Origin of the sequence: Variovorax boronicumulans, assembly GCF_009811375.1 — a bacterium.
In the GTDB taxonomy this organism is placed as follows: Bacteria; Pseudomonadota; Gammaproteobacteria; order Burkholderiales; family Burkholderiaceae_C; genus Variovorax; species Variovorax boronicumulans.
Map to the genome: position 1 here is coordinate 2,040,242 of NZ_BKDH01000001.1, position 24,477 is coordinate 2,064,718.

Consider the following 24,477-nt stretch of genomic DNA (forward strand, 5'->3'; position numbering starts at 1 on the left):
GTTCTATATGCGAAAAACGTCATATCCAAACAAACAGATATTCGTTTGCCATTGAAGCAGCGGTTCGCACAATCCAGGGCTTCACCCCCTCCTTGGAGCGACCATGGCAACCCTGCGACTCGGCGACACCGCCCCCAATTTCACCCAGGACTCCAGCGAAGGCCCGATCGACTTCTACCAGTGGGCCGGCGATTCGTGGATCGTGTTCTTCTCGCACCCGGCCGATTTCACGCCCGTGTGCACCACTGAGCTCGGCAAGACGGCGGCGCTGTCGGGCGAGTTCGCCAAGCGCGGCGTGAAGCCCATCGCGCTGAGCGTCGACCCGGCCACCAAGCACAAGGAGTGGATCGGCGACATCAACGAGACGCAGAACACCACCGTCAACTTCCCGATCATTGCGGACGCCGACCGCAAGGTGGCCGACCTGTACGACCTGATCCACCCGAACGCCTCGACCACGGCCACGGTGCGCAGCGTCTACATCATCGACCCCAAGAAGGTCATCCGCACCACCATCACCTACCCGGCGTCGACCGGCCGCAACTTCGACGAGATCCTGCGCGTGATCGACTCGCTGCAGCTCACCGACAGCCACAAGGTCGCCACGCCCGTGAACTGGAAGGACGGCGATGACGTCGTCATCGTGCCGAGCATCCAGGACCCGGCCGAGCTGGCCGAGCGCTTCCCCAAGGGCTTCAAGGCCGTCAAGCCTTACCTGCGCATCACGCCGCAGCCCAACAAGTAAGAAGCCGCAGGACCGCGCCGTCATGCAGACTCGTGTCGTCATCGTGCCCGGTTGGCGCGACTCCGGGCCTGGCCATTGGCAGAGCCTGTGGGAAGAACGCATTCCGGGCGCGGCGCGGGTGGCGCAGGACGACTGGGCCTCGCCCAAGCGCGATGCCTGGGTGCCCGCACTGGCCAAGCTGGTGCTCGAAAGCGAAGGCCCCGTGGTCATCGCGGCGCACAGCCTGGGCTGCATCGCCACGGCGCACCTCCCGCCCGAGGCCGCCGCCCGCATCCAGGGCGCGCTGCTGGTGGCGCCGGCCGACCCCGAGCGCCGCGCGGTGCTGTCCGACTTCGCGCCCGTGCCCTACGCGGCGCTGCCGTACCGCAGCATCGTGGTGGCGAGCAGCAACGATCCCTATTGCCCGATCCGCCTGGCGGGCGCCTATTCGCGCGCCTGGGGCAGCGAGTTCGTGCGCATGCAGAATGCGGGGCACATCAACATCGATTCGGGGCACGGAGACTGGCCGCTCGGCCTGGCCCTGCTGCAATCGTTGACCGACGAACCCGCCGCCTGGTCGGCGGGACGTGAATTTTCAGAAAACCTGGCAACCACATGACTTCCAGAATCAAGACCTTCGTCGCCGTGCTCGCGCTGGCGTCCTCCGCACTCGCCGGCAGCACCGCCTTCGCACAAGGCACGGGGCTGCTGAACGCCTCGTACGACGTGGCGCGCGAGTTCTACAAGGACTACAACGCGGCCTTCGTGGCGAACTACAAGAAGGCCACGGGCAAGGACGTCAAGATCGACCAGTCGCACGGCGGCTCCAGCGCCCAGGCGCGCGCCGTGGCCGACGGCCTCGATGCCGACGTGGTGACCATGAACACCTCGACCGACATCGACTTCCTGGCCAACGCCGGCGTGGTCGCCAAGGACTGGAACAAGAAGTTCCCCGAGAACGCATCGCCCACCACCTCGACCATGCTGCTGCTGGTGCGCAACGGTAACCCCAAGGGTATCAAGGACTGGGACGACCTGGTCAAGCCCGGCGTGCAGGTCGTGATCGTCAACCCCAAGACCGGCGGCAACGGCCGCTACGCCTACCTGGCCGCCTGGGGCTACATCAAGAAGAAGGGCGGCACCGACGCCCAGGCCGCCGAGTTCGTCGGCAAGCTGTTCAAGAACGTGCCGGTGCTGGCACGCGGCGGCCGCGACGCGACCACCGCCTTCCTGCAACGCAACATCGGCGACGCGCTGATCACCTTCGAATCGGAAGTGGTCTCGATCGACCGCGAATTCGGTACCGGCAAGGTCGACTCGGTCTACCCGTCGATCTCCATCGTGGCCGAGAACCCGGTCGCCATCGTCGAGCGCACCGTCAAGAAGAAGGGCACGGGCGAGCTGGCCAAGGCCTACCTCGACTGGCTGTACTCCGAAGAAGCGCAGGAAATCGCCGCCAAGCATGCGCTGCGCCCGCGTTCGCAGACCGTGCTCAAGAAGTACGCCTCGACCTTCAAGCCGCTGCAGCTGTTCACGGTGCAGGAACTGTTCGGCAGCCTGAGCGAAGCGCAGAAGGTGCACTTCAATGACGGCGGCCAGTTCGACAAGCTCTACACGCCCGGCGCGAAGTAAATGAGCGGCGCTGCTTCTTCGGCGCTCCCGGCAGCGGGAGCGCCTTTTTCACGTGCCAACCGGGCAGGGGGCGCCAAGCGCGTGCTGCCCGGTTTCCACATCACGCTCGGCTTCACGGTCTTCTATCTGTGCCTGATCGTGCTGATCCCGCTGTCGGCGCTGGTCTTCAAGACCTTCACGATGACCTGGGAGCACTTCTGGGTGTCGGTGACCGCGCCGCGCGTGATGGCCTCGTACCGCCTGACCTTCGGCGCCTCGCTGATCGCCGCGATGGTGAACGCGGTGTTTGGCCTGCTGGTGGCCTGGGTGCTGGTGCGCTACAAGTTCCCGGGCAAGCGCATCGTCGATGCACTGGTCGACCTGCCGTTCGCGCTGCCCACGGCCGTGGCCGGCATCTCGCTCACGGCGCTGCTCGCGGGCAACGGCTGGATCGGGCAACTGCTCGAGCCGCACGGTATCAAGCTGGCGTTCACGCCGGCGGGCATCGTGATCGCGCTGATCTTCATCGGGCTGCCCTTCGTGGTGCGCACGGTGCAGCCGGTGCTCGAAGACGCCGAGAAGGAACTCGAAGAAGCCGCCACCTCGCTGGGCGCCACGCGCCTGCAGACCTTCACGAAGGTGATCTTCCCGTCGATCGCGCCCGCGCTGCTGACGGGCTTTGCGATGGCCTTCGCACGCGCCATCGGCGAGTACGGCTCCGTGATCTTCATCGCCGGCAACATGCCGATGATTTCTGAGATCACGCCGCTCATCATCATCGGCAAGCTGGAGCAGTACGACTACACGGGTGCCACCGCGGTCGCGTTGGTGATGCTGGTGCTGTCGTTCATCCTGCTGCTGGTCATCAACGGCCTGCAAGCCTGGCAACGCAAGCGCGCAGGAGCCTGACATGAGCGCACCTTCCAAGATCATCCGCCGCGCACAGGCCGGCACCACCGAGTCGGCCTGGGTCCGCTGGACGCTGATCGGCATCGCCCTCGTGTTCATGTTCCTGTTCCTCGTGCTGCCGCTGGCGGCCGTGGCGGTCGAGGCGCTGCGCAAGGGCCTCAACGCCTACCTCGAGGCGCTGAAGGAACCCGATGCGTGGAGCGCCATCCGCCTCACGCTGATCACCGCCGCCATCGCGGTGCCGATGAACCTCGTCTTCGGCGTGGCCGCAGCGTGGGCCATCGCCAAGTTCGAGTTCCGCGGCAAGGCCTTTCTCACCACGCTGATCGACCTGCCGTTCGCGGTGTCGCCGGTGGTGGCGGGCCTGATCTACGTGCTGGTGTTCGGCGCGCAGGGCTGGTTCGGCCCGTGGCTGGCCGAGCACGACATCAAGATCATCTTCGCCGTGCCCGGCATCGTGCTGGCCACCGTGTTCGTGACCTTTCCCTTCATTGCGCGCGAACTCATTCCGCTGATGCAGGCGCAGGGCACCGACGAAGAGCAGGCCGCCATCGTGCTAGGCGCGACCGGCTGGCAGACCTTCTGGCGCGTGACCTTGCCCAACATCAAGTGGGGCCTGCTGTACGGCGTGATCCTGTGCAACGCGCGCGCCATGGGCGAGTTCGGCGCGGTGTCGGTGGTGTCGGGCCACATCCGCGGCCAGACCAACACGATGCCGCTGCACGTCGAGGTGCTCTACAACGAATACCAGTCGGTGGCCGCCTTCGCGGTGGCCTCGCTGCTGGCGATCCTGGCGCTGGTCACCCTGGTGATCAAGTCGGTCATCGAGTGGCGCCATGAGCGCGAAATGAAAGCCATCGCCGAGCTGCCGCCCGAGCGTCCCCCCGAGCCTTCGGCGGCCTGAGAAGACGAGAGAACAAGACCATGAGCATCGAAATCCGCAACATCAGCAAGCAGTTCGGCGACTTCCGCGCGCTGAACAACGTGAACCTCGACGTCGAGTCGGGCGAACTGGTCGCGCTGCTCGGCCCCTCGGGCTGCGGCAAGACCACGCTGCTGCGCATCATCGCGGGCCTGGAGACGGCCGACACCGGCAGCATCCATTTCTCGGGCGAAGACACGACCGACGTGCACGTGCGCGAACGCCAGGTCGGCTTCGTGTTCCAGCACTACGCGCTGTTCCGCCACATGACCGTGTTCGAGAACGTGGCCTTCGGCCTGCGCGTGAAGCCGCGCAAGGAGCGCCCGAGCGACGCGCAGATCAAGGCTAAGGTGACCGACCTGCTCAAGCTGGTGCAGCTCGACTGGCTGGCCGACCGCTACCCGTCGCAGCTGTCCGGCGGCCAGCGCCAGCGCATCGCGCTGGCCCGCGCGCTGGCGGTGGAGCCCAAGGTGCTGCTGCTCGACGAACCCTTCGGCGCGCTCGACGCCAAGGTGCGCAAGGAACTGCGCCGCTGGCTGCGCCGGCTGCACGACGAGCTGCACGTCACCTCGATCTTCGTCACGCACGACCAGGAAGAAGCGCTCGAGGTGGCCGACCGCGTGGTGGTGATCAACAAGGGCCGCATCGAGCAGGTCGGCTCGCCGCAGGACGTGTGGGACAAGCCCGCGAGCCCGTTCGTGTACGGTTTCCTGGGCGACGTGAACCTGTTCCACGGCCGGGCCGACAACGGCGCCGTGCAACTGGACGGCATGCGCATCGACTCGCCCGAGCACAGCAGCGCGCGCGACGCCAAGGCGCTGGCCTACGTGCGCCCGCATGACCTGGACGTGACACGCTACGTGTCGGGTGCCACGGGCATCGTCGCCACGCTGTCGCGCGCGATCGTGGTCGGACCGATCGCGCGGCTGGAACTTGAGCCCACTGAAACGAATCCAGATAATCCGGGCTCCGGAACCATCATCGAAGCGCAACTCCCTGCGCAACAGTTCCGCGACCTGGGCTTGAAGGAAGGCGACACCGTCGTCGCCAACCCCCGCAAGGCCAGGGTGTTCGTAGAAGAAGATTGGGTATCTCCTTGATCCATTGGTACTTCGGCGCGCCGCGCCGCGCGCTCGGGCTGATCTGCCTGGCCTGTGTCCTCATGCTGGCCTTCGGGCTGTATCTGCAGCACGTGGTCGGGCTCGAACCCTGCCCGATGTGCATCGTGCAGCGCTATGCGCTGATGCTGGTGGCGCTGTTCACCGGCCTGGCGGCGCTGTTCAACAGCCGCGGCCTGCAGGTGACGGGCGGGGTGCTGGCGCTGGCGGCGGCGGTGGGCGGTGCCTACACGGCGGCGCAGCAGAGCTGGCTGCAGTGGTATCCGCCCGAAGTCGTCTCGTGCGGGCGTGACCTGTACGGGATGATCGAGACCTTCCCGCTCAAGCGCGCACTGCCGATGATCTTCCGCGGCGGCGGCGACTGTTCCAAGATCGACTGGTCGCTGTTCGGCCTGACGCTGGCGAACTGGTCGTTCATCGCGTTCACGGTGCTGGCGCTGTTGCTCCTCACCTTGCTCTTGCGCCGGCGCACCGCGCGCTGAGTTCTTTTTCAGTAGTCTTTTGCGGCGTGGCCCGCTGTCCTTCGAGGGCAGCGGGCCACGCCGTTTTCAGGGGCCGTTGTGCTGGCTCGTGCAAAAAGCCCGCCCAAACGCATGCTTTAGCAGGCCTTCAGCAACCGGGGCTAGGATGAACCGCATCCCTTCCCGGGCCTCGCCGCCCGTTTCATCCCACTTCTTCACTGCATGCCCACCACTCCTTCGCGACGATCGCGCAAGTTCCTTGTCGGCCTGGCCTTGCTCGTCGTGCTGGCCATCGCGGCCTTCTTCTGGCTGAGCCCGCCGAAGAAAAGCGACTACCTGACCGCCACCGTGCAGCGCAGCGACCTGGAGAACGCGGTGCTCGCCACCGGCGTGCTGCAGGCCTTCAAGCAGGTCGAGGTCGGCGCGCAGGTGTCCGGCCAGCTCAAGTCGCTGAAGGTGGTGCTCGGCCAGACGGTGAAGAAGGGCGACTGGCTGGCCGAGATCGACCCCGTCATCTCGCAGAACACGCTCGCGCAGGAGCAGGCCAAGCTGGAGAACCTGCAGGCCCAGAAGCTCGCCAAGGAAGTGCGTGTGAAGCAGGCCGAGCTCACCTGGGCGCGCCAGCGCGAGATGCTGGCGCAGGACGCGGCCGCGCGCCAGGACCTGGAAGGCGCCGACACCGAGCTGCGCGCGCTGCGCGCCGACGCCGTCTCGCTCGACGCGCAGATCCGCCAGCAGAAGCTGGCCCTGGCCTCGGCGCAGACCAACCTGTCGTACACCCGCATCGTCGCGCCCATCGACGGCGACGTGGTGTCCATCAGCACGCTCGAAGGCCAGACCGTGGTGGCCTCGTTCCAGGTGCCCACGCTGATGAAGCTGGCCGACCTGTCGACCATGACCGTGAAGGCCCAGGTGTCCGAGGCCGACGTGGTGCGCGTGAAGGCCGGCCAGCCGGTGTACTTCACCATCCTCGGCGACCCCGACACGCGCTACCACGGCACGCTGCGCGCGGTGCAGCCTTCGCCCGAGAAGATCAACAACGCCGTCTTCTTCAACGCGCTGTTCGACGTGCCCAACCCCGAGCGCACGCTGCGCGTCGACATGACGGCGCAGGTCGCCATCCTGCTGGGCGAGGCCAAGCAGGCGCTGACCGTGCCGCTCACCGCGCTCGGCACGCGCGACAAGGACGGCCGCCACGAAGTGCGCGTGCTCCTGCCCGACCAGCGCGTGGAAAAGCGGCAGGTGCGCGTGGGCATCAGCAACAACTTCCAGGCGCAGGTGCTCGAAGGCCTGAAGGAGGGCGACAGCGTCATCACCGGCGACGCCTCGGCGCTGGAGAAGACCGACGGCAATGACAGCGGCAACCGGAGGCCGCGCCAGTGACGCAGCCGCTGCTGACCTTGCGCGGCATCGGCCGCAGCTTTCCCTCGGGCGAGCAGGAGGTCCAGGTGCTGAAAGACGTCGACCTGGACATCGGCCACGGCGAAATGCTGGCCATCGTCGGCGCCTCGGGCTCGGGCAAGTCGACGCTCATGAACATCCTCGGCTGTCTCGACCGGCCGAGCACCGGCACCTACACCGTGTCGGGCCAGGACGTCGGCACGCTCGACAGCGACGCGCTCGCCGCGCTGCGGCGCGAGCACTTCGGCTTCATCTTCCAGCGCTACCACCTCATGCAGCACCTGACGGCCACCGGCAACGTCGAGGTGCCCGCCGTGTATGCCGGCACCGAGGGCTCGGCGCGCGATGCGCGGGCACGGCAACTGCTCGCGCGCCTGGGCCTGGAAGACCGCACCGAGCACCGGCCGAGCCAGCTCTCGGGCGGCCAGCAGCAGCGCGTGAGCATCGCGCGCGCACTGATGAACGGCGGGCAGGTCATCCTGGCCGACGAGCCCACCGGCGCGCTCGACAGCAAGAGCGGCCAGGAGGTCATGGGCATCCTGCGCGAGCTGCATGCGCAGGGGCACACCATCATCATCGTGACGCACGACATGCAGGTGGCACGCTGCACCGAACGCATCATCGAGATCGCCGACGGCGTGATCGTCGGCGACCGACCGAACGTGCCGACGGTGGCTGCACCCGCGCAGACGGTGGGCGACGACACCCCGGCACCGCCCGCCATGACCCGCCCGACGCTGGGCATCGCGCGCTTCAGCACCGGCTGGGCGCGTTTCTCCGAAGCCTTCCGCATGGCCTGGCGCTCGATGATGGCGCACCGCATGCGCACGGCGCTGACCATGCTGGGCATCATCATCGGCATCACCTCGGTGGTGTCGATCGTGGCCATCGGGGAGGGCGCCAAGCGCTTCGTGCTGGCCGACATCAAGGCCATCGGCACCAACACCCTCGACATCTACCCGGGCCACGACTTCGGCGACGACAAGGCCGCGAGCATCCGCACGCTGCTGCCGGCCGACCTGCAGGCCATTGCCGCGCAGCCCTACGTGCACAGCGTCACGCCGACCACCATGCGCAGCCTGCGCCTGCGCTACCGCAGCGTCGACGTCAACGGCAACGTGAACGGCGTCAGCGACAACTTCTTCAGCGTGCGCGACATCCAGATGGCCAGCGGCACGGACTTCGACGCCAACGACGTGCGGCACCAGTCGCAGGTGGTGGTGATCGACCAGAACACGCGGCGCAAGCTCTTTCCCGACGGCACCGACCCGGTGGGCAAGATCATCCTGGTGGGCAGCCTGCCGTGCACCGTAATCGGCGTGGCGCAGGAAAAGAAGAGCATGTTCGGCGAGAACAAGTCGCTCAACATCTGGCTGCCCTACAGCACGGGCGCGAGCCGCCTCTTCGGCCAGCAGCACTTCGACAGCATCACCGTGCGCATCCGCGACGACCAGCCGACCAAGGCGGCCGAAGAGAGCATCGTGCGGCTGCTCACGCTGCGCCACGGCGGCAAGGACTTCTTCACCTTCAACATGGACAGCATCGTGAAGACGGCCGAGCGCACGAGCCAGTCGCTCACGCTGCTGCTGTCGCTGATCGCGGTGATCTCGCTCGTGGTGGGCGGCATCGGCGTGATGAACATCATGCTGGTGTCGGTGACCGAGCGCACCCGCGAGATCGGCATCCGCATGGCCGTGGGCGCACGCCAAAGCGACGTGCTGCAGCAGTTCCTGACCGAGGCCGTGCTCGTGTGCCTGGTCGGCGGTTTCATCGGCGTGCTGCTGTCGTACGGCATCAGCTTTGTGTTCTCGCTGTTCGTGAAGCAATGGCAAATGATCTTTTCGCTGGGGGCCGTGGTGTCGGCCTTTTTGTGCGCGTCGCTCATCGGCGTGCTGTTCGGGTACCTGCCGGCGCGCAATGCCGCACGGCTCGACCCCATCGAGGCGCTGGCGCGTGAGTAGCGCGCGACCGACCCTGGCGGGCCTCGCCATCGCGCTGGCGCTCGGCGGCTGCACGTTGTTCGCGCCGGAGCGGCGCGAACACCGACCGCTCGGCGTGCCGCAGGCCTGGCAGCAGCAGCAACAGCCCCTGCCGCAGAACGCAGCGGCCGTGCCGCAGGCCCGCTGGTGGACCGCCTTCCACGACGCGCGGCTCGACACCCTCATCGACAGCGCCCTGCGCACCAACAACAACCTGGCCGCTGCCGGCATCCGTGTGCAGCGGGCGCAGCTGCAGGCCGGCCTGGCGAACACCAACCTCACGCCGGGCGTGACGGGGCAACTGGGCACCCAACGCAGCTTCGACCTGAAGCGCGGCGGCGTGGCCGCATCGAGCGCGAACTCTTCACTGAGCCTGAGCTACGAAGTCGACCTGTGGGGTCGCCTGTCGGCGCAGCGCAGCGTTGCCGACTGGGAGTTGCAGGCCACCCAGTCCGACCGCGAGGCCACGGCGCTGGCGCTGGTGAGCACCACGGCCGGGCTGTATTGGCAGACCGGCTACCTGAACCACCGCATCGCGCTGAGCGAGGCCGGCATGGCCGATGCGCGGCGCATCCAGGCGCTGGTGCGCGCCAAGTACGCGGCGGGTGCCGTGTCCGGCCTCGACGTCGCGCAGGCCGGCCAGAACCTTGCGAGCCAGGAGGCGGCCCACACGCAGCTGCTGCAACAGCGCGTCGAAGCGCGCAACGCGCTGGCCATCCTGTTCGACATGCCGCCCGAGACCCCGAGGGAAGAGCCCTCGCAACTGCCGGACGCCGCCTTGCCCGTGATCGATGCCGGACTGCCCGCCAGCCTGCTGGGCCGCCGGCCCGATCTGCGCGCCGCGGAGCAGCGCCTGCGGTCCTCGCTGGCGAACGTCGATGCCACGCGCACCAGCTTCTATCCGGTGCTGAGCCTCACGGGTTCGCTGGGCGCGGGGAGCAATGCCCTGGGCGAGGTGCTGAAGAACCCGATCGCGACTCTGGGCGCGGGTCTGGTGTTGCCGTTCCTGCAATGGAACACCGCGCGGCTGACCGTCGCCGTGTCGCAGACGCGTTACGAAGAAGCGGTCGTCGGGTTCCGCCAGTCGCTGTACACCGCGCTGTCCGAGGTGGAAAACACGCTGTCGTCGCGGACCCAGTTGCAGGACGAAAGCGTGAAGCTGGCCCTGGCGCTGCAGCAGGCGCAACGCGCGGAGGCCCTGTCGGAAGTACGCTATCGCGCCGGCGCCACCGCGTTGCAGCCGGTGCTCGACGCCAAGGACAAGCGGCGTGCCGCGGAAGTCTCGCTGGCGCAGAACCGTCTGAACCAGCTCAACGCAACGATGACGCTCTACAAGGCGCTGGGCGGAGGCACGATCGTCGAGTAGCGGAAGAAAGGCAAGGAGCTTTCACGCCACAGCAGGTGCCCGGCAGGCGGTACGGTGTGGGCGGCCCCTCTGTGCCGCCGAGGAGCGCAGCGTTTCGCGGATCGGGGCTCGCAGCTGTTTGAGCCGCAGGCGAGTTCTGCGAGACCCCGCGAAACGCGAGCACCGCAGGGCAGCCGCGAAGCGGCCGGCACAGTGGGGTCGACCGCGCCGTACCGCCTGCCGGGCGCCCCTCAAAAAGAGGCTAGGCCTGAAACGGCGGCGCCCCCCGCAATTTGCGAAAGAGCAACCCAGGCAACCGCAAAACAAACTCCACCATCAACCGCGTGTGCATCCAAGTCAGCAGCACGTTGTCCCGCCCATAGCGAAAGTGCGACACCCCGCCTTCCTCCGCCGTCAGGTACTTCACAGGCGCATCGATGTTCACCGGTTTGACCCCGCGCCAGGCCAGCCGCACGACCGCTTCGGTGTCGAAGTCGAAGCGCCGCATCCACGGTTGCCGCGCCATCACGGCGATCAGGTCGACCACCGGGTACACGCGAAAGCCGTAGAGCGAATCGCCCACGCCCGCGAACAGCGTCTCGAGCTGCGTCCAGCCGTTCGACACCCGCCGCCCGCGCACCCGCAAAAGCGGCGCGCTGGCGTCGAACACGGGTCGACCCAGCACCATCGTCTCGGGCCGCGCCAGCGAGGCGTTCATGAAAGAGGGGATCAGGTCCGCCGGATGCTGCCCGTCGGAATCCATCGTGAGCGCATGCGTGAAGCCGGCGTCCTTCGCGGCCCGCAAGCCGTGCAGCACCGCCGAGCCCTTGCCCTGGTTCTGCGGCAGCACCCACACGCGCAGGCCGGGGTCACTGGCCGCCATCTGCTGCAGCCGCTCCCCCGTGCCGTCGTCGCTGCCGTCGATCACCACCCACACCGGGTTCCATTGGGCCCGCGCGGCGGCGACCGTCGAGAACAGGCGCTCGCCCGTGTTGTAGCTGGGGATCAGGACAAGGTGGGTGCGCGAGGCGTCTGCTGGCATTCGGGGGACGCGTCGGTGGCGCGCTGCTCCATGTGTTGACGGAAATAGTGTTCCAGCTCGACCTGCAACGCATCGCTGTCCTGCGTCGGCGCAAAGCGCTTGCCTAGCCGCAGCGTGAAGACGATGGGCAGCGGCGGCACGCGCCACAGCGGCCAGCCCTTGCCGAGATAGGGCGAGTCGGTGTCGATGAACACGGTCTGGATCGGCGCCTGCGCCAGCTTGGCGATCAGCGTGGTGCCGGGGCGGAAGGGGTTCAGCGGCGGCGTCACCGTGCGCGTGCCTTCGGGAAAGATCACGAGCTGGCCACCCTGGCGCAGGTCGTTGACCGCCAGGCGCACCATCGTGCGGGCCGACTTGTTGCTGATGTAGCGCGCCAGCCGGGCCCCCGCGCCGAGGAAGATGTTGCCCATCAGCTCGGCCTTCATGATGCAGGCGCTGCGCGGCAGCCGCGCCACCAGCAGCAGCGCATCAAGCATGGTCGGGTGGTTGGCCACGAAGATCACGCCGGGTTCGTTGCGCATCGGGTCCAGGCACGAGGCGTCGATGCGCATCATGCCGGTGACCGAGGCGAGCCACCAGAACATCCGGTAGGCAAAGGCGATGGTCATGCGGCCCAGCGCGCGCGCCGGCGCGGCCGGCATCACCGGGTACAGCAGCATGGCGACGAAGTTCCAGACCAGCGAGATCAGGCCGAGGAACAGCAGCAGCGCATAGAGCATCAGCGCGAGCGGGATCGACGTGAGAAAACGCAGCACGTTCATGGGTGGTGTCGGTCGAGCAGGCGGACGGCGGGCCGCTCAGGCGGCCTGCAGCCGGCCGGCGGCGACCGTGTGGGCCTCGATCTCGACCAGCAGATCGCTGCGGCAGATGTCGGCTTCCAGGTACACCGCATCGCGGGCCATCGGCGACTGGGCGCCGAGCGCGGCTTCGATCACCTCGCGCACGGCCTCGGTGTCCGACGGATGCCGCACGTACACCACGCAGTCGAGCGCATCGAGCGAGAAGCGCGCCGTGGTCTGCGCATGGGCGGAGGCGATCACGGCCTCGAGGTTGCGCAGCGTTTCACGGGCCTGCTCACGCACGTCGCCGTGGTGCACCGTTTCGTGGCCGACGATGCTCGCCGTGCCCGAGATGAAGAGCGCGACCTGGTCGTCGCCGATGTCCGCCAGCGCGGCGCGCGAGAAGGTCGGCGAGCGCGGGCCGTAGGTTTCGGGATAGCGGTAGGCCGACACCTGCCGCGGGTTTTCGACCGGCAGCGGCGCGGCGCGTCCCGCGAGAAAACGGATCGACAGCGCACCCTGGCGGATGCCCAGCGCGCAGGCGGCCGGGGCACCTTCGAAGGCGGCGCGGCCGGCCTCGAAGAAGGCCTCTTGCCGGCCCAGGTTGAACTGGCGGTAGCGCTCCAGCCCGCCGCCGTCGGCGTTGATGCGCGGCAGGTAGTTCCAGATGCGCTGCAGGTGCGGCGTGCCGGCCTGCTCGAGCGTGCGGAACAGGTCACGGTAGGCGCGCTGCGCGAGTTCGGTCAGGCCCTGGCCTTCGACGGCTTCATCGAGGTCGATGGCGCCCAGCAGCCAGTGTCCATCGGTGCGCCAGCGCGCGATGCCGGTGGTGCCCGACCGGACCTGGGTGTCATCACCCGCGTGTCCCACGTGCCACACATCGGCCATCGCGCCTTGCGGCGACAGCACGCGCGCGTTGACCGTGGGCATCCAGGCGACACCGTGCGGCGTGCCGTAGCCGAGCGCGGCAAAGGGTGCATGGCTGTGCGTGGCCAGCGCAAGGCTGTCCGGCAGCGAGAGGCGCTCCACGCGCAGGGGGGAATGAAGGCGATCGTCCTGGGGGCGCACGTTCAGCGAACCTCGTCGGCGGTGGATTCGGGTTTGCGGCCGGTATAGGCCGAGAAGACCCCGAGGCTCGCATGCCGGCGCACGTCGCTGAAGCCGGCGGCGCCCAGCGCCTGCATGACGCGCTCGGGCGGGATGCAGGCCTCGATGGTGTCCCAGTAATAGCGCCACAGCTCCGAGGTGTCGCTGCGGCGGCCGACCACGCGGGCGATCAACGGCACCACGGCGCGCATGTAGCCTTTCAGCAGTGCGGTGGCGATGCGGCCCTCGGGCTTGGTGATCTCGAGCACCACCACGCGCCCGCCGGGGCGCAGCACGCGATGGAACTCGGAAAAGGCGGTGGCCACGTCGCTGATGTGGCGCATGGCGTAACCCATGCTCACGAAATCGCAGCTGGCGTCGGGCCGGGGCAGGGCCTCGGCGACGCCTTGAATGAGTTCGACGCCGGGCAGCCGGACCTGGCCCATCATGCCCACGCTGGGGTCGACGCCGGTGAGCTTGCCGGTGGAGCCGATGAGCTTCAGCGCTTCGCGGGCGACGAGCCCGGTGCCGATGCCCACGTCGAGCACCTGGGCGCCCACCGTGAGGCCCGCCTGCTTCAGTGCGTCACGGCGGTACGAGGGGCCGGTGCCGAAGGCCAGCACGGCTTCGATGCGGTCGTAGTCCGCGGCCGTGCTGTCGAAGATGCGCCGCAGGAACGCCTGGTGCTCCGCTTCGGTGTTGTAGTACAGCGGCAGCGGGGCGTGCGGCGGCAGGGCGTCGGGATTTCCCGTACCGGCAATGGGCGATGGCGTCATCGAACAATTATCACCAAAAGGTCCGGGCCGAAATCCCGGGCGCCGGGGGAGCGTTGTGTGCGCCGGACAGTAAACTCCGTACTTGCTTTGAAAACACACGACAGCGAGAGAGAAAGCCATGGCCGGACATAGCAAGTGGGCAAATATTCAGCACCGCAAGGGCCGCCAGGACGAGAAACGCGGCAAGCTCTGGACCCGCGCCATCCGTGAAATCACGGTGGCGGCACGCGCCGGCGGCGCCGACCTCAGCGCCAACCCCCGGCTGCGGCTGGCGGTCGAAAAGGCCAAGGCGGTCAACCTGCCCATCGACACCGTCAAGCGCAACATCGACAAGGCCACGGGCAACCTCGAAGGCGTCAATTACGAAGAAATTCGTTACGAAGGGTACGGCATCGGCGGCGCGGCGATCATCGTCGACACCATGACCGACAACCGCGTGCGCACCGTGGCCGAAGTGCGCCACGCCTTCTCCAAGCACGGCGGCAACATGGGCACCGAAGGCTCGGTGGCCTTCCAGTTCAAGCACTGCGGCCAGATCATCTTCGCGCCCGGCACCAGCGAGGACAAGGTCATGGAAGTGGCCCTCGAGGCCGGCGCCGAGGACGTGATCACCGACGACGACGGCGCCATCGAGGTGCTCACCGCCATCGGCGACTTCGAGGCCGTGAAGAACGCGCTCGAAGCCGCGGGCCTGAAGCCCGACGCCGCCGAAATCACGATGCGCGCCGAGAACACCGTGGACGTGATCGGCGAAGACGCCGCCAGGATGCAGAAGCTTCTCGACGTGCTCGAGGACCTGGATGATGTGCAGGACGTGTATCACAACGCCGCACTGTCCGACTGAACGAATGAATGATGGATCCACAGCGACAAACGAAAGCCCGCGAATGAAGGTACTGGTGATTGGAGGAGGGGGCCGCGAGCACGCACTGGCGTGGCGGCTGGCGCAGGGCAATCGGGTCAGCCGCGTCTACGTGGCGCCCGGCAACGGCGGCACCGTGAGCGACGAACGCTACGACTGCATCGACATCACCGAACCCGCCGCGCTGCGCGAGTGGGCGATGGCCGAGAAAATCGCGCTGACCGTGGTCGGCCCCGAGGGGCCACTGGCGGCCGGCGTGGTGGACGAGTTCCGCGCGCACGGCCTGCGCATCTTCGGCCCGACGCAGGCGGCTGCGCAGCTCGAAAGCTCCAAGGCCTTCTCGAAGGCCTTCATGAAGCGCCACAAGATCCCGACGGCCGAATACGAGGCCTTCACCGACGCCGCCGCGGCCCATGCGTACATCGACGCCAAGGGCGCACCGATCGTCGTCAAGGCCGACGGCCTGGCCGCCGGCAAGGGCGTGGTGGTTGCCATGACGGCGCAGGAAGCCCACGAAGCCGTCGACTTCATGCTGGTCGACAACAAGTTCGGCGTGTCGCACAACGAAGGCGGCGCACGCGTCGTCATCGAAGAATTCCTGCAAGGCGAAGAAGCCAGCTTCATCGTGATGTGCGACGGCAAGAACGTTGCCGCGCTGGCCACCAGCCAGGACCACAAGCGCCTGCTCGATGGCGACGAAGGCCCGAACACCGGCGGCATGGGCGCGTACTCGCCCGCACCGGTCGTCACGGCCGAGGTGCATGCGCGTGCGATGCGCGAGATCATCCTGCCGACCATCCGCGGCATGGAAAAGGACGGCATTCCGTTCACCGGCTTCCTCTATGCCGGCCTCATGATCGACGCGGCCGGCCAGCCCAAGACGCTCGAATTCAACTGCCGCATGGGCGACCCCGAGACGCAGCCGATCATGATGCGCCTGAAGTCCGACCTGTTCGAGGTGTTCTGGCACGCCACCGATGGCACGCTCGACCAGGTCGAGCTGCAGTGGGACCGGCGCGTGGCGCTGGGCGTGGTGATGGCCGCGCACGGCTACCCGCTGTCGCCGCGCAAGGGCGATCGCATCAGCGGCATCCCGGCCGAGGCACCCGATGCCGTGGTGTTCCATGCGGGCACCACGCTGGAGAACGGCGAGCTCAAGACCAGCGGCGGCCGCGTGCTCTGCGTGACCGTGCTGGCCGACAGCGTCAAGCAGGCGCAGCAGCGCGCCTACGAGGTCGCGGCGCGCGTGCAGTTCGACGGTGCGCAGTACCGCAAGGACATCGGCTACCGCGCCGTCAACGCGCGCAACACGCCCCACGCCTGATGCCTGCCACCCAGCCGAAGGCGGTCGGTGACTACCTGCGCGGACTGCAGCAATCGATCATCTCGGCGGTCGAGGCGGCGGACGGCGGCAGCGCGGTGCGCGACGCCTGGCAGAAAGAGCCCGGTGAGCCGCTGCAGGGCAACGGCCTGACCTGCATCCTCGAAGGCGGCGCGCTGTTCGAGCGCGCCGGTGTCGGCTTCTCGCAGGTGCGCGGCGCCAAGCTGCCGCCCTCGGCCACGCAGAACCGCCCCGAGCTCTCGGGCGCGCCGTTCGAGGCCATGGGCGTGTCGCTGGTGTTCCACCCGCGCAACCCCTACGTGCCGATCGTGCACATGAACGTGCGCATGCTGGCCGCGCAGCCCGCGGGCGGCGGCGATCCCGTGTGCTGGTTCGGCGGCGGCATGGACCTCACGCCGTGCTACGGCTTTGAAGAAGACGCGGTGCACTTCCACACCGTGTGCCGCGACGCGCTCGCACCGTTCGGCGTCGACAAGTACCCACGCTTCAAGACCTGGTGCGACGAGTATTTCTTCCTGAAGCACCGCAACGAGCAGCGTGGCATCGGCGGCATCTTCTTCGACGACTTCGCCGAGGGCGGCATCGAGAACGGCTTTGCGCTGATGCGCTCGGTCGGCGATGCCTTCCTGCAGGCCTACCTGCCGATCGTCGAGCGCCGCCGCGGCATGCCGTACGGCGAGCGCGAACGCGAGTTCCAGCTGTACCGGCGCGGGCGCTATGTCGAGTTCAACCTCGTGTGGGACCGCGGCACGCACTTCGGCCTGCAGTCGGGCGGACGCACCGAATCGATCCTGCTGTCGATGCCGCCGCTCGCAAGCTGGGCGTATCGGCAACAGCCCGAAGCGGGCAGCCCCGAAGCCGCGCTGTACAGCGACTTCATCGTGCGCCGGGACTGGGTGTGAGCCCCACCGGTTCCGCTTTGCGCATCGGCGTCTTCGGCGGGGCCTTCGACCCGCCGCACAACGCGCACGTCGCCCTGGCTGAAGCTGCATTGGCACAACTCGATCTGACGGAGTTGCACGTCATTCCCACGGGGCAGGCCTGGCACAAGAGCCGCACGCTCACCCCGAAGGAAGATCGCCTCGCGATGGCGCAACTGGCCTTCGGTGAGCTGCAAGGCAAGGTCGTCATCGACAGCCGCGAAGTGTTGCGCGACGGCCCGACCTACACGCTCGACACGCTGCATGAATTGCAGAAAGAGCAGCCCGGCGCACAGCTCGTGCTGGTGATGGGCGCGGACCAGGCGGCGGCCTTGCCGACCTGGCACGGCTGGCAGGATATACTCGGCATTGCTATCGTTTCTGTAGCGTATCGCGCACTATCGACGGGTGACGTCACTCGTTTTGATCCGAAACAGCTGCCCGGCCTCCCGGCTGGCGCGCGTTTCGAGGCGCTTGAACTGCCTGCCGCCATGGACACCAGCGCCACCGATATCCGGCGGCGCGTGGCGTCGGGTGTGGACATTTCCTCGCTGGTTCCGCCCACGGTTGCACGCTATATTGACCAACACCACCTCTACCGCTCTGCCTGATGACCACTGAAGCCGCCGCCAAAAAAGACATCCAAAAACTCCAGCGAGCCATCATCGATGGTCTCGAAGACGTCAAGGCGCAGGACATCCAGGTATTCGACACGGAGCACCTCTCGCCGCTGTTCGAGCGCGTGATCGTGGCGTCGGGCACCTCCAACCGCCAGACCAAGGCGCTCGCATCGAGCGTGCGCGACGCCGTGCGTGAAGCCGGCTTTGCCAAGCCGCGCACCGAGGGCGAGGAAAACGGCGAGTGGATCATCGTGGACTGCGGCGCGGCCGTGGCGCACATCATGCAGCCCGCCATCCGCCAGTACTACCACCTCGAAGAGATCTGGGGCGACAAGCCGGTGCGCGCCAAGCTCGGCGCCACCAAGCCCGCGCTGGCCACTGCCTCGTCCGTCGTCAAGGGCGCCGAAGAGAAGAAGACGGCCGCCGCCAAGACGCCGAGCCTGCGTCGTTCGAGCGCCGCCAAGACCGCGATCCGCGCGGCCGAGCAGGAAGCCAAGGCCGCCAAGGCTCCGGCGAAGAAGGCCGCATCGAAGAGCGCGGGCAAGACCGCCGCCAAGAAGGCGCCCGCGAAGAAGTCCGCCACGGGCACCGCACGCGTGCCGGTGAAGGTCGTTGGCAAGCCGGCCGCCAAGAAGACCGCTGCGAAGAAGGCGCCGGCCAAGAAGGCGCCAGCCCGCCGCGCATGAAGCTGCTGGTGGTCGCCGTCGGGCAGCGCATGCCCGACTGGGCACAGACTGCCTGGGACGACTACGCCAAGCGCTTCCCGCCCGAGCTCAAGCTCGAGCTGCGCGCCGTCAAGACCGAGCCGCGAGGTTCCAAGACACTCGAAACGCTGTATGCCGCCGAGCGCGAGCGCATCGAGGGCGCCATCGCCCGCGGCATGCGCATCGTCGTGCTCGACGAGCGCGGCACCGCGCTCACCACCAAGGCGCTGGCCACGCGGCTGCAGACCTGGCAGGGCGAGGGCGACGACGTGGCGCTGGTCATCGGCGGCCCCGACGGGCTCGACCCGGCCTTCAAGGCCGCGGCGCACGAACGCATCCGCCTGTCCGACCTGACCCTGCCGCATGCCATGGCGCGCGTGCTGCTGGTCGAACAGCTCTACCGGGCGTGGTCGGTCAACGCGGGCCATCCGTACCACCGGGAATGACCACGGGGCCGGCGGTGGGGCCCACCTCGGAGACCTGAACTTGCCTGACTTCATCTACCTCGCGTCGCAAAGCCCGCGCCGCGCCCAATTGCTCGGCCAGCTTGGCGTGCGCCACGAACTGCTGCTGGCCGGCGCCGACGAAGACGCCGAGGCGCTCGAGGCCTTGCTGCCGAACGAGTCGCCCACCGCGTACGTGCAGCGCGTGACTGCCCTCAAGCTCGACGCCGCCGTCGCGCGCCGCAAGCGCCTGGGCCTGGCCGATGCGCCCGTGCTCTGCGCCGACACCACGGTCGCGCTCGGCCGCACCATCCTCGGCAAACCCGAGGACGCACGAGACGCCGAGCGCATGCTCGCGCACCTGTCCGGCGCCACGCACCGCGTGCTCACGGCGGTCGCGTTGCAGAACGGCCGTCGCCGCCATGCGGCGCTCAGCGTGTCGCGCGTGCGCTTCGCCACGCTCACGAAGAAGCAGGTCGCGGCCTACGCCGCCAGCGGCGAGCCGCTCGGCAAGGCTGGCGCCTATGCCATCCAGGGCGCGGCCGCTGCGTTCGTGGAGCACATCAGCGGCTCCTATTCGGGCATCATGGGACTCCCCATGTTCGAGACCGCGCAGCTGCTTCGAGGCGTCGGTTTCAATACTTAAGACATCCATGCAAGACATCCTGATCAACTGGTCTCCGCAGGAGACCCGTGTGGCGCTGGTCGAGCACGGCGCGGTGCAAGAGCTGCACGTCGAGCGCACGCTCGAGCGCGGGCTGGTCGGCAACATCTACCTGGGCAAGGTCTCACGCGTGCTGCCGGGCATGCAGTCGGCCTTCATCGACATCGGCCTGGAGCGCACCGCCTTCCTGCACGTGGCTGACATCGTCTCGCCGTTCACGCCGGGCTCGCGCCCGAGCGCCGCGCCGCCCGAGCGCGACCACCGCAACGGCGGGCCGATGGTGCCCATCGAGAAGCAGGTGTTCGAAGGCCAGTCGCTGCTGGTGCAGGTCATCAAGGACCCGATCGGCACCAAGGGCGCGCGGCTGTCCACGCAGATCAGCATCGCGGGCCGGCTGCTGGTGTTCCTGCCGCAGGACAACCACATCGGCGTGTCGCAGAAGATTCCGCCCGATCAGCGCGAGTCGCTGCGCAACCGCATGCTGGCGCTCATCGAAGCGGCCGCGGCCGCCGAGAGCGGTGGCGTGGTGCCTGTGAACACGGGCGGCTTCATCCTGCGCACTAACGGCGAAGACGCCGCCGACGCCGAACTGGCCGAAGACATCGCCTACCTGCGCAAGACCTGGACGCGCATCCGCGAGGCCTCGAGCCGGATGCCGGCCATGTCGCTGCTGCACCAGGACCTGAGCCTGCTGCAGCGCGTGCTGCGCGACATGACCTCCGAAGACACGCAGACCATCCGCATCGACTCGCGCGAGCAGTTCGAAGTGCTGCTGAAGTTCGGCCTCGAATTCATGCCGCAGGCGGCCGGCAAGCTGCAGCACTACAAGGGCGAGCGGCCGATCTTCGACCTGTATTCGGTGGACGAGGAAATCGCGAAGGCACTGGGCCGGCGCGTCGACCTGAAATCGGGCGGCTACCTCGTGGTCGACCAGACCGAGGCGCTGACCACCGTCGACGTGAACACCGGCGGCTTCGTCGGTGCGCGCAACTTCGACGACACCATCTTCAAGACCAACCTCGAGGCCGCACAGGCCATTGCGCGGCAGCTGCGCCTGCGCAACCTGGGCGGGATCATCATCGTCGACTTCATCGACATGGCACGCGACGACCACCGCGAGCAGGTGCTGGCCGAGTTCCGCAAGCAGCTCGCGCGCGACCGCGTGAAGACCACGGCCGGCGGTTTCTCGCAGCTCGGCCTGGTCGAGATGACCCGCAAGCGCACGCGCGAATCGTTGGCCCACATGCTGTGCGAGCCCTGCGTGGCCTGCGGCGGGCAGGGCATCGTGAAGACCGCGCGCAGCGTGGCCTACGACGTGATGCGCGAGATCCTGCGCGAAGCGCGGCAGTTCACGCCGCGCGAGTTCCGCATCGTTTCTTCGCCGCAAGTCATCGAGCTGTTCCTCGATGAAGAGAGCCAGCACCTCGCGGGGCTGAGCGACTTCATCGGCAAGCCGATCTCGCTGCAGTCGGAGCCGGCGATCGGGCAGGGGCAGTACGACATCGTGCTGCTCTGAGGGGTGGATGGCGCTGCCCGTTGCAACGACGGGTCAGCGCTTCGATTCCTGGCCTTGGCGCATCCAGACGCTGGCCAGCGCGGCGGCCACCAGCATCCCGGCGATCAGCAGCAGCCCGTTCTTCGTGCTGCCCGTGCTCTGCTCGATCCAGCCCATCACCGACGGCCCGATGAAGCCGCCCACGAGGCCGCAGGTGTTGACCAACGCGAGTCCACCTGCCAGCGCCACACCGGCCAGCCGTGACGAGGCGAACAGGAAGATCACGGACTGCACCACGAAGAACATCGAGCCCGTGAGGCAGAAGCCGGCCAGCGCGACGGCCGGGCTCGCGAAGGCTGCGATCAGCAGGCCCACCGCCATCGAGACCAACCCGACCAGCAGCAGGCGCCGGCCGCGCTGCGGCGTGACCGCGAGGCGGGGCAGCGCAATGGCGCCGACAGCGGCGGCCACCCAGGGCAGCGAGTTGAGCGCGCCGATCTCCAGCGGCGAGAGCTTGCCGTAGGTGCCGATGATGCTCGGCAGGAAGAAGATCACCGTGTAGATGCTGATCTGGTGGCAGAAGTAGACAAAAATCGCCAGCCAGATCTGCCGGTCGACCAGGCAGGCGCGGAATGACTCACCGACCTGGCCGTTGGCCACGTCCTCGGCGCGTTCGGCGGCGAGCTGGCGTTCGATGGCCTGCGCCTGCGGGCGCGTGAGCCAGCTGGCGCTGGAGGGGCCGTCGGGCAGCTTGCGCCAGACCACGAAGGCCAGCGCCACGGCGGGCAGGCCTTCGAGCACGAACATCCATTGCCAGCCGTGCCAGCCCCACAGGCCGTCCATCTGCAGCAGCGCGCCGCCGACGGGGCCGCTGAGGATGTTCGCGATGCACACGCCGAGCAGGAAGTAGCCTGTGGCGCGTGCGCGGTCCTTGCGGCCGAACCAGTAGTTCAGGTACAGCATCACGCCCGGGAACAGGCCGGCTTCCGCCGCGCCGAGCAGGATGCGCATCACGTAGAACGAGGTCTCGCCCGTGACGAAGGCCATGCCGGCCGACAGCAGGCCCCAGGTGATCATGATGCGGGCGATCCACCAGCGGGCGCCCACGCGGTGCATCACCAGATTGCTGGGCACTTCGAGCAGCGCGTAGCTCAGGAAGAACAGCCCGGCGCCCAGCCCGTAGGCGGCCGCCGAGATGCCGATGTCCACGGCCATGTGGCTCTTGGCCAGCGCGATGTTGGTGCGGTCGATGAAGCTGATCACATAGGCCAGCACCAGCAGCGGCATGAGCTTGCGGAAGATCAGCGCATTGAGTGAGACCTGTTCGTCGACGGCCTGGCGGGCGCGCAGGCCCGGCGGCGTGGCGGGGATGGATGGGTGTTGCATGGGATGTCTCTCTCCTGTCCTGTCGTGTTCTGGCGGAAGGTCGTCGGCGGGCGCCGGCGGGCGTGCAGATGCGGCCCGGTCGTGGGCCGGGCCGAGTCGGGTCAGTGGTTCTGGCGCAGGGCTAGAAGTCGACGTGTGCCGCGCCCTTGAGCCCGAGGATCTCGCGGGCTTCGGCGGGTGTCGCGATGTCGATGTTCAGCGCCTCCAGCACGGCGCGGATGCGCAGCACCTGTTCGGCGCTCGACGCTGCGAGCCGGCCCGGGCCGATCCACAGCGAGTCTTCGAGCCCGACGCGCACGTGCGAGCCCATGGCGGCGCCGATGGTGGCCAGCGGCAGCTGGTTGCGGCCGGTGCCGAGGATCGACCATTCGAAGCGGTCGCCGAACAGCCGTGCGGCGGTGCGGCGCATGTGCATCAGGTCTTCGGGGTCGGCGCCGATGCCACCCAGGATGCCGAAGACCGTCTGCACGAAGACCGGGGCCTGCACCAGCCCGCGGTCCAGGAAGTGCCGCAGGTTGTTGAGGTGGCTCACGTCGTAGCACTCGAACTCGAAGCGCGTGCCGTTGGCGTTGCCGAGCTTGAGGATGTTCTCGATGTCGGCGAAGGTGTTCTTGAAGATCAGGTTGCGGCTGTTCTCCAGGTGCTCGCGCTCCCATTCATGCGCGAAGGACTTGAAGCGCTCCAGCATCGGAAAGAGGCCGAAGTTCATCGAGCCCATGTTGAGCGACGCGAGCTCGGGCTTGAAGGTGGTGGCCGGGCGCATGCGCTCCTCGACGCTCATGTGCGGGCTGCCGCCGGTGGTGATGTTGATCACCGCATCGGTCGCGGCCTTGATCTTCGAGAGGAAGGGGCGGAACAGGTCCGGGTCCTGCGAAGGGCGGCCGTCCTTCGGGTCGCGCGCATGCAGGTGCAGGATCGCGGCGCCGGCGCGGGCGGCTTCGATCGAAGCCTGCGCAATCTCGTCGGCCGTCACGGGAAGGTGCGGCGACATGCTGGGCGTGTGGATGGCGCCCGTGGGGGCGCAGGTGATGATGGCTTTGGGGCGTTGGGCCATGAGGTGTCCGGAAAGAAGAAGAGGAAAAGAAAGGGCGTGCGAGCGGATCAGCTCAGTGCTTGCGTGTGGCCGTCCACCACGAGCTCCTGGCCCGTGACGCTGGCGGCCAGGTCGCTGGCGGCGAACAGAACCATGTTCGCGATGTCTGTCGCTGTGACCATGCGGCCCAGTGCGGCCTGCGCGGTGTAGGCGCGCGTCACTTCGTCGAGCGGCTTGCCCAGCGCCTCGGCCTTGGCGGCGATCACGGCGCGGATGCGCGGACCGTCGACCGCGCCCGGCAGGATCGCGTTGACGCGGATGCCGTCGGCGCCGAGTTCGAGCGCCAGCGTTTTCGTGAAACCGATGACGGCCCACTTCGAGGCGGAGTAGGGCGAGCGCCCCGGCATGCCCAGGTGCCCGGCGGCCGAGGACAGGTTGATGATGGCGGGCAGGCGGCCCTTGCGCAGCCGCGGCGCGGCCAGCCGCACGCAGAGGAACTGGCCGGTGACGTTGACGGCCATCGTGCGCTCCCAGTCGGCGAGCGAGACGGTCTCGACCGGGCCGGTGGGGCCGGCCACGCCGGCGTTGTTCACCAGCACGTCGAGGCCGCCGAGTTCGCGGTCGACGGCCTCGAAGAGGCGGGCCACGTCGTCCTCGTTCGACACGTCGGCGACGCAGCGGCCCACCTCAGGCAGTTCACGCGCCAGCTGGTCGAGGCTGGCAGCTTGCACATCGCAGACGAAGACCTTGGCACCCGCCGCCGCGAAGTTGCGCACGATGTCCAGGCCGATGCCGTTGGCACCGGCGGTGACGAGCACGCGCCGGCCGGCGAGGGAGTTGTTGTTCCACATGCTG

General features: G+C 68.0%; 25 protein-coding genes. 18 read left to right on the plus strand and 7 right to left on the minus strand.

Going from position 1 to position 24,477, the window contains the following annotated elements:
- The first annotated feature begins 103 nt into the window (after positions 1-103).
- The 10 genes from VHAB30_RS09265 (at position 104) to VHAB30_RS09310 (ending at position 10,491) form a co-directional block, all read left to right on the plus strand.
- A complete protein-coding gene (locus VHAB30_RS09265; protein WP_062470070.1) occupies positions 104-745 on the plus strand; it encodes a peroxiredoxin in 642 nt (213 codons plus the stop codon).
- A 22-nt stretch (positions 746-767) separates the two neighbouring features.
- On the plus strand, positions 768-1,343 hold the full coding sequence (locus VHAB30_RS09270; RefSeq protein WP_056580397.1) for an RBBP9/YdeN family alpha/beta hydrolase: 576 nt from the start codon (positions 768-770) through the stop codon (positions 1,341-1,343).
- The gene (locus VHAB30_RS09275) at positions 1,340-2,356 is read left to right on the plus strand and encodes a sulfate ABC transporter substrate-binding protein (RefSeq protein WP_062470072.1); all 1,017 of its coding nucleotides are present in this window, start codon (positions 1,340-1,342) and stop codon (positions 2,354-2,356) included. Before VHAB30_RS09270 ends, VHAB30_RS09275 begins: the two co-directional genes overlap by 4 nt.
- Positions 2,357-3,244: a sulfate ABC transporter permease subunit CysT gene (gene cysT / locus VHAB30_RS09280; RefSeq protein ID WP_062470075.1), complete on the plus strand. Its 888-nt coding sequence runs from the start codon at positions 2,357-2,359 to the stop codon at positions 3,242-3,244.
- A 1-nt stretch (position 3,245) separates the two neighbouring features.
- Positions 3,246-4,148 (plus strand): sulfate ABC transporter permease subunit CysW, encoded by a 903-nt coding sequence (gene cysW / locus VHAB30_RS09285; RefSeq protein WP_159276807.1) that lies wholly within the window; start codon positions 3,246-3,248, stop codon positions 4,146-4,148.
- Between the two features lie 20 nt (positions 4,149-4,168).
- Positions 4,169-5,266: a sulfate/molybdate ABC transporter ATP-binding protein gene (locus VHAB30_RS09290; RefSeq protein WP_062470081.1), complete on the plus strand. Its 1,098-nt coding sequence runs from the start codon at positions 4,169-4,171 to the stop codon at positions 5,264-5,266.
- Entirely contained in the window at positions 5,263-5,766 is a 504-nt protein-coding gene (locus VHAB30_RS09295) for a disulfide bond formation protein B (RefSeq protein ID WP_062470083.1), read from the plus strand. Before VHAB30_RS09290 ends, VHAB30_RS09295 begins: the two co-directional genes overlap by 4 nt.
- A 201-nt stretch (positions 5,767-5,967) precedes the next feature.
- A complete protein-coding gene (macA, locus tag VHAB30_RS09300) occupies positions 5,968-7,128 on the plus strand; it encodes a macrolide transporter subunit MacA (protein ID WP_159276809.1) in 1,161 nt (386 codons plus the stop codon).
- A complete protein-coding gene (gene macB / locus VHAB30_RS09305) occupies positions 7,125-9,107 on the plus strand; it encodes a macrolide ABC transporter ATP-binding protein/permease MacB (protein WP_159276811.1) in 1,983 nt (660 codons plus the stop codon). The genes macA and macB overlap by 4 nt, the downstream gene beginning before the upstream one ends.
- Entirely contained in the window at positions 9,064-10,491 is a 1,428-nt protein-coding gene (locus VHAB30_RS09310) for an efflux transporter outer membrane subunit (protein WP_390903976.1), read from the plus strand. Before macB ends, VHAB30_RS09310 begins: the two co-directional genes overlap by 44 nt.
- Positions 10,492-10,732: 241 nt before the next feature.
- Here VHAB30_RS09310 and VHAB30_RS09315 read toward each other — a convergent pair whose 3' ends face one another.
- Genes VHAB30_RS09315 through VHAB30_RS09330 form a run of 4 tightly spaced genes read right to left on the minus strand, consistent with a single transcriptional unit; the run spans position 10,733 to position 14,153 of the window.
- Complete coding sequence (locus VHAB30_RS09315; RefSeq protein ID WP_062470093.1) at positions 10,733-11,512, minus strand: glycosyltransferase family 2 protein; 780 nt, start codon at positions 11,510-11,512, stop codon at positions 10,733-10,735.
- A complete protein-coding gene (locus VHAB30_RS09320) occupies positions 11,476-12,273 on the minus strand; it encodes a lysophospholipid acyltransferase family protein (protein WP_153284110.1) in 798 nt (265 codons plus the stop codon). Before VHAB30_RS09320 ends, VHAB30_RS09315 begins: the two co-directional genes overlap by 37 nt.
- A gap of 36 nt (positions 12,274-12,309) precedes the next feature.
- Positions 12,310-13,359 carry a chorismate transformation enzyme, FkbO/Hyg5 family gene (locus tag VHAB30_RS09325; RefSeq protein WP_159276816.1) on the minus strand — a complete coding sequence of 350 codons (1,050 nt, stop codon included), beginning with the start codon at positions 13,357-13,359 and terminating at the stop codon, positions 12,310-12,312.
- Positions 13,360-13,361: 2 nt separating this feature from the next.
- Positions 13,362-14,153: a class I SAM-dependent methyltransferase gene (locus tag VHAB30_RS09330; protein WP_159276818.1), complete on the minus strand. Its 792-nt coding sequence runs from the start codon at positions 14,151-14,153 to the stop codon at positions 13,362-13,364.
- A gap of 118 nt (positions 14,154-14,271) precedes the next feature.
- Between VHAB30_RS09330 and VHAB30_RS09335 the strand changes: the two genes are divergently transcribed.
- The 8 genes from VHAB30_RS09335 to rng are packed head-to-tail and all read left to right on the plus strand — an operon-like array spanning position 14,272 to position 21,224.
- Positions 14,272-14,997, plus strand: coding sequence for a YebC/PmpR family DNA-binding transcriptional regulator (locus VHAB30_RS09335; RefSeq protein ID WP_159276820.1), 726 nt, complete (start codon positions 14,272-14,274; stop codon positions 14,995-14,997).
- 43 nt (positions 14,998-15,040) lie between these two features.
- Complete coding sequence (purD, locus tag VHAB30_RS09340; protein ID WP_062470106.1) at positions 15,041-16,339, plus strand: phosphoribosylamine--glycine ligase; 1,299 nt, start codon at positions 15,041-15,043, stop codon at positions 16,337-16,339.
- Positions 16,339-17,259, plus strand: coding sequence for an oxygen-dependent coproporphyrinogen oxidase (gene hemF, locus VHAB30_RS09345; protein ID WP_159276822.1), 921 nt, complete (start codon positions 16,339-16,341; stop codon positions 17,257-17,259). The genes purD and hemF overlap by 1 nt, the downstream gene beginning before the upstream one ends.
- The gene (nadD, locus tag VHAB30_RS09350) at positions 17,256-17,888 is read left to right on the plus strand and encodes a nicotinate (nicotinamide) nucleotide adenylyltransferase (protein WP_159276824.1); all 633 of its coding nucleotides are present in this window, start codon (positions 17,256-17,258) and stop codon (positions 17,886-17,888) included. Before hemF ends, nadD begins: the two co-directional genes overlap by 4 nt.
- The gene (rsfS, locus tag VHAB30_RS09355; RefSeq protein ID WP_159276826.1) at positions 17,888-18,583 is read left to right on the plus strand and encodes a ribosome silencing factor; all 696 of its coding nucleotides are present in this window, start codon (positions 17,888-17,890) and stop codon (positions 18,581-18,583) included. The genes nadD and rsfS overlap by 1 nt, the downstream gene beginning before the upstream one ends.
- Positions 18,580-19,047: a 23S rRNA (pseudouridine(1915)-N(3))-methyltransferase RlmH gene (gene rlmH, locus VHAB30_RS09360; RefSeq protein WP_159276828.1), complete on the plus strand. Its 468-nt coding sequence runs from the start codon at positions 18,580-18,582 to the stop codon at positions 19,045-19,047. Before rsfS ends, rlmH begins: the two co-directional genes overlap by 4 nt.
- A gap of 40 nt (positions 19,048-19,087) precedes the next feature.
- The gene (locus VHAB30_RS09365; protein ID WP_139701686.1) at positions 19,088-19,690 is read left to right on the plus strand and encodes a Maf family protein; all 603 of its coding nucleotides are present in this window, start codon (positions 19,088-19,090) and stop codon (positions 19,688-19,690) included.
- 7 nt (positions 19,691-19,697) lie between these two features.
- Positions 19,698-21,224, plus strand: coding sequence for a ribonuclease G (gene rng, locus VHAB30_RS09370; protein WP_062470121.1), 1,527 nt, complete (start codon positions 19,698-19,700; stop codon positions 21,222-21,224).
- Between the two features lie 33 nt (positions 21,225-21,257).
- Here the strand turns inward: rng and VHAB30_RS09375 are convergent, their stop codons facing one another.
- The 3 genes from VHAB30_RS09375 to VHAB30_RS09385 all read right to left on the minus strand — a co-directional run bounded on the left by VHAB30_RS09375 (position 21,258) and on the right by VHAB30_RS09385 (position 24,473).
- Positions 21,258-22,589, minus strand: a complete 1,332-nt coding sequence (locus tag VHAB30_RS09375) for an MFS transporter (protein ID WP_159276830.1) — start codon at positions 22,587-22,589, stop codon at positions 21,258-21,260.
- 121 nt (positions 22,590-22,710) lie between these two features.
- Positions 22,711-23,643, minus strand: coding sequence for a BKACE family enzyme (locus VHAB30_RS09380; RefSeq protein ID WP_159276832.1), 933 nt, complete (start codon positions 23,641-23,643; stop codon positions 22,711-22,713).
- A 47-nt stretch (positions 23,644-23,690) separates the two neighbouring features.
- A complete protein-coding gene (locus tag VHAB30_RS09385; protein ID WP_159276834.1) occupies positions 23,691-24,473 on the minus strand; it encodes an SDR family oxidoreductase in 783 nt (260 codons plus the stop codon).
- Positions 24,474-24,477: the final 4 nt, after the last annotated feature.